18 protein-coding genes are annotated in these 13529 nt (G+C 68.1%); 12 read left to right on the top strand and 6 right to left on the bottom strand.

The window, feature by feature from the left end; all coding sequences use genetic code 11:
* The first annotated feature begins 79 nt into the window (after positions 1-79).
* The gene (locus tag AC0662_RS27215) at positions 80-1447 is read left to right on the top strand and encodes an FAD-dependent oxidoreductase (RefSeq protein ID WP_478304133.1); all 1368 of its coding nucleotides are present in this window, start codon (positions 80-82) and stop codon (positions 1445-1447) included.
* Position 1448: 1 nt separating this feature from the next.
* Here the strand turns inward: AC0662_RS27215 and AC0662_RS27210 are convergent, their stop codons facing one another.
* Positions 1449-1907, bottom strand: coding sequence for a MarR family winged helix-turn-helix transcriptional regulator (locus AC0662_RS27210; RefSeq protein WP_452195617.1), 459 nt, complete (start codon positions 1905-1907; stop codon positions 1449-1451).
* Between the two features lie 157 nt (positions 1908-2064).
* Between AC0662_RS27210 and AC0662_RS27205 the strand changes: the two genes are divergently transcribed.
* Positions 2065-2637 (top strand): YceI family protein, encoded by a 573-nt coding sequence (locus tag AC0662_RS27205; protein WP_452195598.1) that lies wholly within the window; start codon positions 2065-2067, stop codon positions 2635-2637.
* Positions 2638-2700: 63 nt separating this feature from the next.
* Here AC0662_RS27205 and AC0662_RS27200 read toward each other — a convergent pair whose 3' ends face one another.
* A complete protein-coding gene (locus tag AC0662_RS27200; RefSeq protein ID WP_452204901.1) occupies positions 2701-3300 on the bottom strand; it encodes a TetR/AcrR family transcriptional regulator in 600 nt (199 codons plus the stop codon).
* Positions 3301-3373: 73 nt separating this feature from the next.
* On the opposite strand from AC0662_RS27200, the gene AC0662_RS27195 reads away from it, so the two are divergent.
* From AC0662_RS27195 to AC0662_RS27185, 3 genes are read left to right on the top strand one after another with little or no spacing between them, the layout of a single operon-like run.
* Positions 3374-4519, top strand: coding sequence for an acyl-CoA dehydrogenase family protein (locus AC0662_RS27195; protein WP_478304131.1), 1146 nt, complete (start codon positions 3374-3376; stop codon positions 4517-4519).
* A gap of 13 nt (positions 4520-4532) precedes the next feature.
* Complete coding sequence (locus AC0662_RS27190) at positions 4533-5753, top strand: acetyl-CoA C-acetyltransferase (RefSeq protein WP_478304129.1); 1221 nt, start codon at positions 4533-4535, stop codon at positions 5751-5753.
* Positions 5753-6505 carry an SDR family oxidoreductase gene (locus AC0662_RS27185; RefSeq protein ID WP_478304127.1) on the top strand — a complete coding sequence of 251 codons (753 nt, stop codon included), beginning with the start codon at positions 5753-5755 and terminating at the stop codon, positions 6503-6505. Before AC0662_RS27190 ends, AC0662_RS27185 begins: the two co-directional genes overlap by 1 nt.
* Here the strand turns inward: AC0662_RS27185 and AC0662_RS27180 are convergent.
* Positions 6502-6729, bottom strand: a complete 228-nt coding sequence (locus AC0662_RS27180; RefSeq protein ID WP_452204893.1) for a DinB family protein — start codon at positions 6727-6729, stop codon at positions 6502-6504. The two genes, AC0662_RS27185 and AC0662_RS27180, sit on opposite strands and share 4 nt — an antisense overlap.
* A 63-nt stretch (positions 6730-6792) precedes the next feature.
* Here AC0662_RS27180 and AC0662_RS27175 point away from each other — a divergent pair, with 63 nt between their 5' ends.
* Entirely contained in the window at positions 6793-7764 is a 972-nt protein-coding gene (locus tag AC0662_RS27175) for a helix-turn-helix transcriptional regulator (RefSeq protein WP_478304126.1), read from the top strand.
* On the opposite strand, the gene AC0662_RS27170 is transcribed toward AC0662_RS27175, so the two are convergent.
* Positions 7755-8285 carry a hypothetical protein gene (locus AC0662_RS27170; RefSeq protein ID WP_478304124.1) on the bottom strand — a complete coding sequence of 177 codons (531 nt, stop codon included), beginning with the start codon at positions 8283-8285 and terminating at the stop codon, positions 7755-7757. The genes AC0662_RS27175 and AC0662_RS27170 overlap by 10 nt on opposite strands.
* 272 nt (positions 8286-8557) lie before the next feature.
* Here AC0662_RS27170 and AC0662_RS27165 point away from each other — a divergent pair, with 272 nt between their 5' ends.
* Complete coding sequence (locus AC0662_RS27165; RefSeq protein ID WP_478304122.1) at positions 8558-9460, top strand: GNAT family N-acetyltransferase; 903 nt, start codon at positions 8558-8560, stop codon at positions 9458-9460.
* 92 nt (positions 9461-9552) lie between these two features.
* Positions 9553-10437, top strand: coding sequence for a GNAT family N-acetyltransferase (locus tag AC0662_RS27160; protein ID WP_452204886.1), 885 nt, complete (start codon positions 9553-9555; stop codon positions 10435-10437).
* Here the strand turns inward: AC0662_RS27160 and AC0662_RS27155 are convergent.
* Together AC0662_RS27155 and fabG are read right to left on the bottom strand one after the other, a co-directional pair.
* A complete protein-coding gene (locus tag AC0662_RS27155; protein ID WP_478304120.1) occupies positions 10434-10889 on the bottom strand; it encodes a MaoC family dehydratase in 456 nt (151 codons plus the stop codon). The genes AC0662_RS27160 and AC0662_RS27155 overlap by 4 nt on opposite strands.
* A 9-nt stretch (positions 10890-10898) precedes the next feature.
* On the bottom strand, positions 10899-11654 hold the full coding sequence (gene fabG / locus AC0662_RS27150) for a 3-oxoacyl-ACP reductase FabG (protein ID WP_452204882.1): 756 nt from the start codon (positions 11652-11654) through the stop codon (positions 10899-10901).
* Positions 11655-11744: 90 nt separating this feature from the next.
* Here fabG and AC0662_RS27145 point away from each other — a divergent pair, with 90 nt between their 5' ends.
* Genes AC0662_RS27145 through AC0662_RS27130 form a run of 4 tightly spaced genes read left to right on the top strand, consistent with a single transcriptional unit; the run spans position 11745 to position 13475 of the window.
* The gene (locus AC0662_RS27145) at positions 11745-12170 is read left to right on the top strand and encodes an acyl-CoA thioesterase (protein WP_452204881.1); all 426 of its coding nucleotides are present in this window, start codon (positions 11745-11747) and stop codon (positions 12168-12170) included.
* A complete protein-coding gene (locus tag AC0662_RS27140; protein ID WP_452204879.1) occupies positions 12170-12586 on the top strand; it encodes an acyl-CoA thioesterase in 417 nt (138 codons plus the stop codon). Before AC0662_RS27145 ends, AC0662_RS27140 begins: the two co-directional genes overlap by 1 nt.
* 15 nt (positions 12587-12601) lie before the next feature.
* Entirely contained in the window at positions 12602-13021 is a 420-nt protein-coding gene (locus tag AC0662_RS27135; protein WP_387783927.1) for a globin, read from the top strand.
* A 25-nt stretch (positions 13022-13046) separates the two neighbouring features.
* Positions 13047-13475 carry an OsmC family protein gene (locus AC0662_RS27130; protein WP_478304117.1) on the top strand — a complete coding sequence of 143 codons (429 nt, stop codon included), beginning with the start codon at positions 13047-13049 and terminating at the stop codon, positions 13473-13475.
* Positions 13476-13529: the final 54 nt, after the last annotated feature.

Below are 13529 nucleotides of genomic sequence, written 5' to 3'. Positions count from 1 at the left end.
CCGCCTCAGCATAGGGCTTGCATTTCTCTCGGATTCCCAAGATACTCGGATTACCAAGATACTTGAAGGAGTGAGAGAGATGAAGGTGCTGGTGATCGGTGGCGGGACCGGCGGGCTCGCGTTGGCCCACGGTCTGCGGCGGGCAGGGATCGAGGTCTCGGTGTTCGAGCGCGACGCGTTGCGGACCGACGGCCTGCACGGGTACCGGGTCGGGATCGATCCGGACGGCAGCCGGGCGCTGCACGCGCTGCTGCCGAGGGAGCTGTACGACACGTTCGTGGCCACCAAGGCGCGCGATCCGAAGTACTTCAACATGCTCACCGAGGACCTCAAGGAGGTCCTGTCGATGGAGATCCCCGCGTCGACGGACCCGGTGGAGAGCGAGAAGTCGATCAGCCGGATGACGCTCCGCCAGGTGCTGCTGACCGGCCTGGAGGATGTCGTCGAGTTCGGCAAGGAGTTCACCCGGTTCGAGCAGCACGGTGACCAGGTCACGGCGTACTTCGCGGACGGGACCGAGGCCACCGGTGACGTGCTGGTCGCCGCCGACGGTTCGGGCTCGCGGGTACGCCGTCAGTACCTGCCGCAGGCGAAGACCGAGGAGACCGGGATCGTGGCGATTGCGGGCAAACTGCCTATCACCGCCGAGAGCGCGCAACTCGTCCCGCCGAAGGTGTTCGAGGGCATCTCGATGATCAACGCGCCCCGCGGACTGTTCTGCATCCTGCACGTCATGGAGTTCCAGTGGGACCGCGACGGGCGAGTGAAGAGCGGGATCGGTGGCAACACCGAGGAGCTGATCCAGCGTTGGCCGGGTCTGCAGTTCGACAACACCCGGGACTACATCAACTGGGGTCTGTCGGCGGCCAAGGACAAGCTGCCGGCCGACATCATGGAGCTCCGCGGCGAGGAGCTCATCAAGGTTGCGCTGGATGTGACGCCCGGTTGGCACCCGAACCTGCGCCGGCTGTTCGAGCTGACCGATCCGGGCACCTGCTTCCCGGTGAACATCTGGACCTCGGTCCCGCTGGAGTCCTGGGAATCGAGCAACGTGACGCTGCTGGGTGACGCGATTCACACCATGACGCCGGGTCGTGGCGTCGGGGCGAACACCGCGCTCCGCGATGCCGTCAACCTGTGCCGCGCGCTGATCGACGTACGGGACGGTCGTCAGGAGCTGATCCCGGCGGTGCATGCCTACGAGGCGAAGATGATCGACTACGGCTTCGACGCGGTGATCAAGTCGCGGGCGCAGATGACCTCGGACGACCCGGTGCACAAGCCCGTGATCGGTCGCCTGGCGCTGGCCGGCCTGCGGACGGCGATGCGCGCGGTCAACCACCTGCCGCCGGTCAAGCGGCGGATGCGGGACTCGATGCTCGCCTACCGCGGCGCCGACCGGGACGAGCTGACCCTGGAGATCAACCCGTCACCGGTGGAGCGTTGAGTCAGCGCTGGCCGATGTGCTCCGACACCGAGTCGAAGACGCGGCCGATGGCGGCGAAGTCCTCGGTGCTGGCGAGGTCGACCAGGTTCTCCCGGACGCCCTCGACGTGGAACGGCGCGGCCTGCTCGAGCAGCGCGAAGCCGCCCTCGGTCAGCTCGGCCCACACGCCACGCTTGTCGCTCGTGCACGACGTGCGACGGACCAGGTCGGCGGCCTCGAGGCGGCCGACGGTGTGGGTCAGCCGGGACCGGCTCTGGTGCAGCCGGTCGGCCAGGTCGGCCATCCGGAGCCGCCGCTCGGGGGCTTCGGAGAGCCGGACCAGGATCTCGTAGTCGTTGATGCCCAGGCCGAACCGCCGCAGGTCGTCGTCGAGTTTGGCCATCAGGCGTGCGGTTCCCAGCAGGTACGCACGCCACGCCACCTGCTGCTCGGCGCTGAGCCACCGAGTCCCCTGGTCCATCTCAGTCTCCATCGTCACGGGAACAGTGTACCGGGAATGTAGTTGACTTTTAAACAGTTACTACCTACTGTCGTGGTCATCGGTTGAACTTTTAACTATGACCGCCTCGCCCCCACAGTACCCACCCCGGTTTCAGTAGCTTTCCCGAGAGGACCTCATGAGCGACACCACCACCACCGGCACCGTGATCAGCACCATCCCCGGCCTGGTCGCCGGTACCTACACCCTCGACGCCGCGCACACCGAGATCGGCTTCACCGTCCGGCACCTGATGACCAAGGTCCGCGGCACCTTCCAGGAGTTCAGCGGCGAGATCAACGTCAAGGACACCATCGAGGAGTCCGCGACCAGCGTCTCGGTCGAGCTGGCCTCCGTGCACACCCGCAACGAGCAGCGCGACGGTCACCTGCGCTCCGGCGACTTCTTCGACGCCGAGAAGAGCCCGAAGATGACCTTCGTCAGCAAGGGGATCAAGCCCGAGGGTGACGACTACATCCTGGCCGGCGAGCTGACCATCAAGGACGTCACCAAGCCGATCGAGCTCGCGGTCGAGTTCCTCGGCGTCGACCAGAACGCGTACGGCCAGACCATCATCGGTTTCGAGGCCTCCGCGTCGATCAGCCGCAAGGAGTGGGGCATCGACTTCAACGTGCCGCTCGAGGGTGGCAAGCTCCTGATCGGTGACAAGGTGGACATCCACCTCGACGTCCAGGCTGCTCTGCAGGCCTGATCCCGGCCGGCAACAGACTCCAGTCAGCGAAAGACCCCGCACCAGGTGGGTGCGGGGTCTTTGCTATGCCTGGACCATTCGGTGCGCGAGGTCGGCGTACAGCGTGCCGAGGGTTGCGGGGTCGCCGCGGTGCGGGGTGTACCAGCGGGCGACGTCGATCGAGAGCGAGAGTACGGCGAGCGTTGTGCCTGGCAGGTCGCTCACTGCGAAGTCACCCGCGCTCACCCCGTCCGCGAGCACCTGCTCGATCTGCCGCGAGATGGAGCGGCGGATGGTCGCGACCTCGGCCAGGTGCTCGGGGGAGAGCGCCGCGAGTTCGTACTGCACCACGCGGGCGATCGTGTGGTGTTCCGCGTGCCATGAGGTGAAGGCGGCGACCAATGAGCGCAGCCGGTCCGCCGGAGTCGCGCCGGTGTCCGCGGATCGCAGTACCTCGAGGGCCGCGTTGTGGCCGTACAGGCTGATCTCGAAGAGCAGGCGCTCCTTCGAGGGGTAGTGCACGTAGAGCGCTGCCGGGCTCATGCCGGCGCGGGACGCGATGTCGCGGGTGGTGGTTGCCTGGTAGCCGCGCTCGGCGAACGCGTCGACGGCGCCGGTCAGCAAGCGGCGTGCGGCGGCCGGCTGAACGTGCTCCCAAACCAAGGGGCTGGTGACTGCGGACACGTTGACACCTTGCACCAAACGCGTGAAGCTAAGCAAGCGCTTAGCCATCCGTCTCACGCCTTGGGGAGGCCTCATGGATCGCGTCATCTTCAACGAGGACCACCGCGCATTCCGCGCCAGCGCGAAGGAGTACTGCGACCGCTCGCTGGTACCGCGGATGGAGCAGTTCCTCGACGAGAAGACGATCGAGCGGGCCGCCTGGCTGGAGGCCGGCAAGCAGGGCTTCCTCGGGCTCGACGTGCCCGAGGAGTACGGCGGTTCGAGCGTCGGCGACTACCGCTTCAACGCGGTGTTCGCCGAGGAGGTCTCGAAGGTCTCGGCCTCGCTGTCGAGCTGTTTCGGCATCCACTACGACTGCGCCGCGCCGTACTTCGTGGACCTGGGGACCGAGGAGCAGAAGCGGCGCTGGCTGCCCAAGTTCTGCTCCGGTGAGTACGTCGCCGCGATCGGGATGACCGAGCCGTCGGGCGGGTCGGACCTGGCCGCGCTGAAGACGACCGCGAAGAAGGCCGACGGCGGCTGGGTGCTGAACGGGTCGAAGACCTTCATCACCAACGGCGACATGGCGGATCTCGTCATCGTCGCCGCGCGCACCGATCCGTCGAAGGGTGCGAAGGGCATCACACTGTTCGTCGTCGAGGAAGGCATGGACGGCTTCGCCCGCGGCCGGAAGCTCGACAAGGTCGGACAGACCGAGTCCGGTACGTCGGAACTCTTCTTCGAGGACCTGTTCGTCGGCGACGACAACGTGCTCGGCGAGGTCGACCGCGGCTTCATCCACATGATGGAGCGGCTGGCGCAGGAGCGGGTCGGCGCCGCGGTGTCGAACATCGCGCACGCGACGCAGATCCTCGACGAGACCATCGACTACGTGAAGCAGCGCAAGGCCTTCGGTCAGCCGGTCGGCTCGTTCCAGTACAACAAGTTCCTGATCGCCGAGCTGGTCACCAAGGCCGAGGTCACCCAGTCGTACGTCGACAACGCGATCGTCGCGCACGACGAGGACCGGCTGTCCGCGGTCGACGCGGCGAAGGCCAAGTGGTGGAGCGCGAGCGTGCAGAACGAGATCCTGGACGCGTGTGTCCAGTTGCACGGCGGCTACGGCTACATGAACGAGTACCGGGTGGCCCGCGCCTGGCGCGACGCCCGCGTGACGAAGATCTGGGCCGGCTCGAACGAGATCATGAAGGAACTCATCGGCCGCGACCTGGGCCTCTGAAAGGGAACTGACCATGCCTGAAGCAGTGATCGTGTCCACGGCCCGTTCGCCGATCGGCCGCGCGAACAAGGGGTCGTTGACCACGATCCGGCCGGACGACCTCGCCGTACAGATGATCAAGGCGGCCGTGGAGAAGGTCGGTCTGACCGGGGACCAGATCGAGGACCTGGCGCTCGGGTGCGCGGAGCCGCACGACGAGCACGGCGGCAACATGGCCCGCCGGGTCGCGGTGCAGCTCGGCTGGGACAACACGCCGGCGACGACGGTGAACCGGTTCTGCGCGTCGTCGACGCAGACCGCGCGGATGGCTTACCACGCGATCAAGGCCGGCGAGGGCGACATCTTCGTCAGTGCGGGTGTCGAGTGCGTGTCGCGGTACAAGAACTTCGGGTCGGCCGGGGTCGGCGACCCGAGCTCGTTCAACCCGGTCTTCACCGACGCAGTGGCGCGGACCGAGAAGTACGCCGAGACGAACGACACCTGGCACGACCCGCGCCAGGACGGTCAGATCCCGGACATCTACATCTCGATGGGCCAGACCGCGGAGAACGTCGCGACGCTGCGCGGCATCACGCGGGAGGACCAGGACGTGTTCGGCGTCCGCTCGCAGAACCTCGCCGAGAAGGCGATCAACAACGGCTTCTTCGAGCGCGAGATCGTGCCGGTGACGCTGCCGGACGGCACCGTGGTGAGCACGGACGACGGGCCGCGGGCCGGCACCACGCTCGACAAGGTCAGCCAGCTGAAGCCGGTGTTCCGTCCGGACGGCACAGTGACGGCCGGCAACTGCTGCCCGCTGAACGACGGTGCCGCGGCGGTCGTGATCATGAGCGACACCAAGGCCCGTGAGCTCGGGCTGACGCCGCTGGCGCGGATCGTGTCGACCGGAGTCAGCGGCCTGTCGCCGGAGATCATGGGCCTCGGTCCGGTCGAGGCGTCGAAGCAGGCGCTGGCCCGCGCCGGGATGAGCATCAACGACATCGACCTGGTCGAGATCAACGAGGCGTTCGCGGTGCAGGTCATCGGCTCGGCGCGTGAGCTCGGGATCGACGAGGACAAGCTGAACGTGCACGGCGGTGCGATCGCGCTCGGCCACCCATTCGGTTCGACCGGTGCGCGGATCATGACCACGCTGGTGAACGGCCTGCAGTTCGAGGACAAGCAGTTCGGGCTCGAGACGATGTGCGTCGGTGGTGGCCAGGGGATGGCGATCGTCCTCGAGCGCCTCAGCTGATGGGCCTCGACGGCCGTACGGCGATCGTCACCGGCGCGTCCCGCGGTATCGGGCTGGCGGTCGCGCAGCGCCTGGTGGCCGATGGCGCGCGGGTCGTCATCACCGGCCGTACCCAGGAGACTCTCGACCAGGCGGTCGAGGCCCTGGGCGGCCGGGAGCACGCGCTCGCGGTGGCCGGGAAGGCCGCCGATCCGGAGCACCGGACCCAGGTGGTCGCGGCCGCCGTCGCGACGTACGGCTCGGTGGATCTGTTGGTGAACAACGCCGGGATCAACCCGGTCTACGGGAAGCTGCTCGATGTCGACCAGACGGTCGCGGCGAAGATGGTCGACACCAACGTGCTCGCCGCGATCGCCTGGGTGAAGGCGTGCCGGGACGCGTGGATGCGCGAGCACGGCGGTGCCGTCGTGAACCTGTCCTCCGTGGCCGGCCTGGCGCCGTCGCCCGGTATCGGGTGGTACGGCGCCACCAAGGCGATGGTGTCCCGGATCACGCAGGAGCTGGCCGTCGAGCTCGCTCCGGAGATCCGGGTGAACGCCGTCGCGCCGGCTGTGGTGAAGACGAAGTTCGCCGGAGCCCTCTACGAGGGGCGTGAGGACAAGGTCGCGTCGACGTACCCGTTGGGGCGGCTCGGTCGGCCGGAGGACGTCGCCTCGCTGGTGTGGTTCCTGCTGTCCGACGAGGCGTCGTGGATCACCGGCCAGACCATCACCATCGACGGCGGCCTGATGCTGAACGGCGGGATCGTCTAGACCTGGCGTCCCTGCCACGCGGCCAGCTGCTCGTACGGCGCCGCGTCGTCGGCCACCTGGACTACGGGGCCGAACGGGAAGTGTCCGCCGCGCTGCTCGGCCGGCACGAACTGGCGGACCATTGGGAGCACCTGACTCGCCAGACCGTCGTCAAGGACGCTGCGGCGACCTGTGGCCGTGGCGAGGTCCCACGCGTGCGTGGCGATCGCAGCGGCGCCCGGCATGGAGACAACCTCGCGGGGTATATAAGACATCTTCTGTCGCATATTGAGCCTATTGTTGGGAAGGTGCGAGCAGACCGGTTGTTGCAGATCATTCTGTTGCTGCAGCGTCATGAGCGACTGAGTGCGCGCGAGCTGGCCGAGCGGCTGGAGGTGTCGAGCAGGACGGTCATGCGCGACATGGAGGCGCTGTCCGCGGCCGGCGTACCTGTCTACTCCGAGCGTGGACGCAACGGGGGATGTGTCCTGCTGCCGGGGTACCGCGCTGACGTGAGTGAGCTGACGCCGCGGGAGGCGCAGGCGCTGTTCGCGTGGTCGGGGCGGGCCGCGCTGTCGGAGGAACTCGGGCTGCAGGACGCTCTGCACACGGCGATGGGCAAACTCTCGGCAACGCTGCCTGTGGAGCTGCAGGGGGACGCGGACGCGTTGTCCGGCGCGATCGTGGTCGACCGGCGTCGGTGGTTCGCCGAGGCCGAGGACACCGGTGCCTTGCCGGTACTGCGACAAGCGGTGGTCACGCGACGTCGGGTGCGACTGCGCTACGCGTCGGTCAGTGAGGGCGTTCAGCAACGGACTGTCGATCCATGGGGACTGGTCGAGCAGGCGGGCCGGTGGTACCTCGTGGCGGCGCACCGCGGGGCGGCGCGGATGTACCGGGTGTCTCGGGTCGAGCAGGTGGACATTCTGGACGAGCTGGCGGAGCGGCCCGACGGGCTGGACGTGCGGGCCGAGTGGGAACGGCTGCGGTCGGGGCTGGAGCGGCAGGCGCCGGTCGGGGTCGACGTACTGGTTCGGGTGCGGCCGGAGCGAGTGGAGCTGATCCGGCGGATCGCTACGCCGATGCTGGCCAAGGGCGAGGTAGCGCGGGACGTGCCGTCTGACGACGACTGGCCGCAGCTGCGGATGCACTTCCGGGTGCGGGAGGCGGCGTGCGGAGTGCTGCTCGGGTTCGCCGGTGATCTGGAGGTCGTGGAACCGGCAGACCTGCGGGAGCGGATGCTGGAGCTGGCCAGAGCGGCAGTGAGAACCTACGGCTGACGGGTCGCCACGAACGTCTGGCGGAGCGTGACGTTGCCGTCGGCATCTTCGTCCTCGTTGCGCCAGTGGAAACCGGTCGCGGTGATGCCGGTGAACGCCCATCGGGTACGGGCGGTCTGCGATTCGAGCGTGATCGTGTCGGCAGTCGCGTGCGCGATGAAGGGCATCACGAAAGCGGCCTTCGGACCCATCCACGTCGAACGGAACGCCTGCAGCTCGGGATCGAAGATCCGGACCGACAGGCCCCACTCGCCGTCGCCGTCGGTGGCACGCGCCGCGCGGCTCGGCGTGATCCAGATGTCGGCGACCGCGCGGCCGTCGAGGGCCCAGGTGAAGTGCCACTCACCTCTGGTCCGGCGGGTGACCACGCCGCTGTCGTCGTACCAGGCGACGTCGAGGTCCCAGCTCCCGATCAGCGGCGCGAACGGTTGCAGTGCTTCGGCGAGGTCCGGGCGCGGGCCCTCGGACACCATCAACTCGGCGAACATCCGCGCGGCGGCCGCGCCGTCGGTCATCGACATGGTTGCTGTCTACGCCTGCGGCCGGAGCGTGGTCAAGGGTGCCTGTGGACGGCCCTTTGGAGTGCCCCGTGGACGCCCCGCCGCCGGTGACCCCGTCGCGTACAACCACGATGGCACTTCCGGCGGTCGGGGCGATCAGTCCGACAGCACCGCGTCACTCTAGTACGTCAGCGCTACACCACCGAATCGCGTGATTCTCGCCGCTGTTGCGATCGCGTTGCTGGTTGTTAATGCGTGGCGTGTGCGGGTCCCGCTGGCTAGGGTCCGGGAGCATGACGACTCGGGCGGTGGTGCGGCAGGCCGTGGCGGACGACGCCGAGGCGGTGGCCGCCGTCCGGCGGGCGGTGTACCCGTACAAGGCGATGTCTCCGGCGGCGACGCGGCACATGATCACCGTGCAGTCGCCCGGCGAACGCTTCCTGCCGCTGGTCGCGGAACGCGAGGGCGAGGTCGTCGCGTGGGGCTCGGCCGGGTTGAGCGTGTGGACCAGTGAGCCGGGTCAGAGCGGCCTGACGATCTTCGTGCACCCCGACCATCGCAAGCAGGGCCTCGGCAGCGAACTCGCCGACCGCTTGCACCAGCACCTGACCGAGGTCGGCGCGGTGCGGGTCCGCGCGTTCGTGCATCCTGACGGCCTCGAGTTCGCCCGCAACCTCGGGTACGACGGGACGCGGCAAATGCATTTCTCCGGCGTCGACCTGACCTCCTTGCCCGAGCTGCCGGACACGCCGGACGGGATCGAGTTGGTCGCGTTCGACACGGCGGACCCGCACGCGCTGTACACCGCGGACACGATCGCGTCGCTGGACGAGCCGGGCGACTCGACGATGGACGCGGTCACGTACGACGACTGGCTCGCGGAGATCTGGGACAGCCCGGGTATGGACAAGTCGCTCAGCGTGGCGGCGATGGTGGGTGCCGAGGTGGTGGCGTTCACGGTGGTCGAGACCGACGCCGACCGGATGTGGTCGGGGATGACCGGCACGATTCCGCAGTACCGCGGGAAGGGGCTCGCGAAGCTGGTGAAGTCGGTCGCGCTGCGCCGCGCGGCGGCGGCCGGGATCACCGCGGCGTACACGTCGAACGACGACGAGAACGGGCCGATGCTTGCCATCAACAACTGGCTCGGGTACCGGCGGGTGCAGACCGAACTGGGGCTGCTGAAAACCCTCTGAGACAGAGCTGTAATCCGGAACCTTCCGGTACGGACCTGAAAAGGCGTTATGTTCCGTGGGACTTCGCTGTTGGAGTGCCCAAGGAGTTTCGGATGGAGATCAGGCCGGCGGAACCGGGGGATGTGGACGCGGCGGCGGCACTGCACGACGCACTGGTCCCGTATCTGGTGACCACCCGGGCCTCGTTGGTCCGGCGGCTCGGGAGGCCGAACGCACCGGGCCGGGGGACGTTCGCGGCGTACGACGACGGCGAGCTGGTGGGGTGGGCAACGACCGGCCTGCTCGGTGGCTCCGACCCGCTGGACGGCGAGCTGCGGATCCTGGTCCGGCCGGAGCACCGGCGGCGCGGGATCGGCACAGTGTTGGTGGAGGCAACGCACGAGAACCTGAAGGCGGCCGGGGCGACGACCGCGCGGGTGTTCGCGGACCCGAGCTCGGTCGACTGGGCCTGGCGCTTCGGGTACCGGCAGACACGGAAGGTGCATTACGCGGGCATCGAGCCGCGCAAGGCGCCGGAGCTGCCCGAGGTTCCGGCCGGCGTCCACCTGGTGGCGGCGACCGAGATCGAACCGAAGGCGTTGTACGCCGCCGACATGGTTGCCCAGCGCACCAAGCCGGGGGACGCCAAGATCTCCGCGCGGCCGTACGACGAGTGGCTGGCCGTCGTGTGGGAATCACCCGACACGGTCCTCGACCTGAGCGTGGCCGCGCTCTACCAGGACGAGGTCGTCGCGTTCACCCTGGGGCTCGGCGACCACACGATGATCTGGTCGAAGATGACGTCCACGATGCCGGAGTACCGCGGGCGGGGTCTCGCCAAGCTGGTCAAGACCGCCGCGCTCCGGGGCGCCGCCGAGGCCGGTGTCCGCGGCGCGTTCACCGCGAACTACGACGGCAACACCCCGATGCTCGCGGTCAACGAGTGGCTCGGCTACCACCGGATCGCCACTCACGCGGTACTGATCTGCCCGCTCTAGGGAACGAGCAGTACGACGGTCTCCGCGACGCAGGCCGGTTTGGTGGAGTTCTCGAGCTCGATGACCCAGTTCAGCGACACCTGGACGCCGGCCGGGGTCTGCGCCGTGTTGGCGATCGAGGCGCCGGCGCGGACCCGGCTGCCGACCGGTACGGGGGAGGGGAAACGCACCTTGTTCACGCCGTAGTTGAGCTTCGCGGTGACGCCCTCGATCTTGAAGAGCTCGTCGCCGAAGCGCGCGATCAGGCTCAGGGTGAGGTAACCGTGGGCGATCGTCCCGCCGTACGGGCCCTTGCTCGCGCGCTCGACGTCGACGTGGATCCACTGGTGGTCACCGGTCGCGTCGGCGAACTGGTTCACCTGTTCCTGGGTGATCTCCAGCCACTCGGTCTCACCCAGTTGGGTGCCGACCGCGTGGACGACCTCGTCGATTCCCGTGAACGTCTGCACCATGATCGGACCTCAGTTCCGCGGTCCGCCGGCGACGTACAGGACCTGGCCGGAGACGAAGCCCGCCTCCTCGCTGCAGAAGAACGACGCCGCGGCGGCGATGTCCGCCGGCTTGCCGGTCCGCTGCACCGGGATGCTTGCGGCGGTGGCCTTCTTGAACTCCTCGAAGTCGACGCCGACCCGGGCCGCGGTGGCCGCGGTCATGTCGGTCTCGATGAAGCCCGGGGCGATCGCGTTCGCGGTGACGCCGAACTTGCCCAGCTCGATCGCGAGCGTCTTCGCCAGGCCCTGGAGGCCGGCCTTCGCGGAGGCGTAGTTGGCCTGGCCGCGGTTGCCGAGCGCGGAGGTGGAGGAGAGGAAGACGATCCGGCCGTACTTGGCCTCGACCATGTGCGCCTGGCAGGCCTTCGACATCAGGAAGCTGCCCTTGAGGTGCACCGACATCACGGTGTCCCAGTCGTCCTCGGACATCTTGAACAGCAGGTTGTCGCGGAGTACGCCCGCGTTGTTGACCAGCACCGTCGGCGCGCCGAGCTCGGCGACCACCCGCTCGATCGCGGCCGCGACCTGGTCGGACTTGCTGACGTCGCAGCCAACCGCGATCGCTGACCCGCCGGCCTCCGTGATCGCCTTCACGGTCGCCTCGCAGGCGCCCTCGTCGAGGTCGATGACGGCCACCGCGTTGCCGTCCTGCGCGAGCCGCTGCGCGACGGCCGCGCCGATTCCCCGGGCCGCCCCGGTCACGATCGCCACCCGCTGCTCGGTCATCGACCACTCCAATCGGTCCACTGGTCTGACGGACATGACATTACCCACGTGCAGTCACGCCAGGTGTACTTCGGATGACATGATCCTGGTGTGGATCATCACAACCGCCACGTCTACGACTGTCCGTTGCGCTGGGGCGACATGGACGCGCTGGGCCATGTGAACAACGGCCGGTACGTCGACTACCTCCAGGACGCCCGCGTCGATTTCCTGTTCCGGACCGCGAAGGAACTGGGTGCCGACACGCTGGAGACCGGGCTGCTGGTGGCTCGGCACGAGGTGCAGTACCGGGCGCCGTTGCACTTCCGTCCCGAACCGGTGCGGATCGAGCTGTGGATCAGCGAGATCAGGGCCGCGTCGTTCACGGTCGACTACGAGATCCTCGACGTCGAGCCGGACCGCCGTACCTATGTCGAGGCGAAGACCCGGCTGGTCCCGTTCGACTTCACGGCCAACCGGCTGCGGCGGATCACGCCGGTCGAACGCGAGGCCCTGACCAAGCTGGTGGGTGCCTGATGTACACACACCCTGTCCTGGTCCGCTGGTCGGACATCGACTCGTACGACCACGTGAACAACGTGCGGTACTTCGACTACCTGCAGGAGGCGCGGCTCGCGTTCCTCGGGCAGGTGATGGAGACGACCGGCGACTTCTTCGCGCAGTACCCGTGTGTGCTGGTCAGCCAGACGGTCGACTACCTGCGCCCGATCCTGCTGCGGCACCCGCCGTACGACGTGGACGTGTGGATCGCCTCCGTCGGTACGTCGTCGTACACCCTCGGCTCGCGGATCGTCGACCGCAGTGGTGAGTCGGAGGACGTGTACGCGAAGGCGGAGTCGGTGGTCGTCGCCGTGGACGGTGCGACGCACGCCAAACGCGCCCTCGGAGACGCCGAACGGGCAGCCCTCCTCAAGCACGTTGTGGCCAGTTGAGAGACTAGACGCGACATGAGTGAGCAGCAGAGCTTCTACGACGCCGTCGGTGGGGCGGATACCTTCCACCGGTTGGTGGCAGCGTTCTACCGGGGTGTTGCCGCCGACCCGGAACTGCGGGCCCTGTACCCGGAGGAGGACCTCGGTCCGGCCGAGGTGCGCTTCCGGATGTTCCTGGAGCAGTACTGGGGCGGTCCGAAGACGTACTCCGAGCAGCGCGGGCACCCCCGGCTGCGGATGCGGCATGCCCCGTTCGCCGTCACCCCGACCCAACGCGACCGCTGGCTGGGCCACATGCGCGCCGCGCTCGACGAGATCGGCCTGACGCCGGAGCAGGACGAGCAGATCTGGACCTACATGGTGATGGCCGCGCACAGCATGGTGAACACCGACGAACCGAACTACCCGGGCGCGATCGACGTGACCGGCCGCTGAACCTTCTTAAGGAGAGAACACGAGCATGGCTACCACTCGTACGGCGAAGGCCCACTGGGAAGGCTCGCTGATGGAGGGCGCCGGCCAGGTCGCCCTGGAGTCGTCCGGTGTCGGAACCTACGACGTCACCTGGGCCTCCCGCGCGAACGACGCCAACGGCAAGACCAGCCCGGAAGAGCTGATCGCGGCCGCGCACTCCACCTGCTTCTCGATGGCGCTGTCGCACGCGCTGGCCGGCGCGGGCAAGCCGCCGGCGTCGATCGACACCCAGGCCGACGTGACCTTCCAGCCGGGTGAGGGCATCACCGGCATCAAGCTGTCGGTGAACGGCAACGTCCCCGGCCTGACCGCCGACGAGTTCGCCGAGTTCGCCGAGGGCGCGAAGAAGAACTGCCCGGTCTCGCAGGCGCTGGCCGCAGTCCCGATCACGCTGGACGTCACCTTCACCGCCTGACACTTCACTCGATCAGCGTCCGGCGAACCCTCACGGCTCGCCGGACGCTGTCGT

The sequence above is a fragment of the Kribbella sp. NPDC043289 genome, assembly GCF_056436705.1.
Note: the sequence above shows the minus strand (reverse complement) of the source record. Positions and strands in the feature narration are given on the sequence as shown.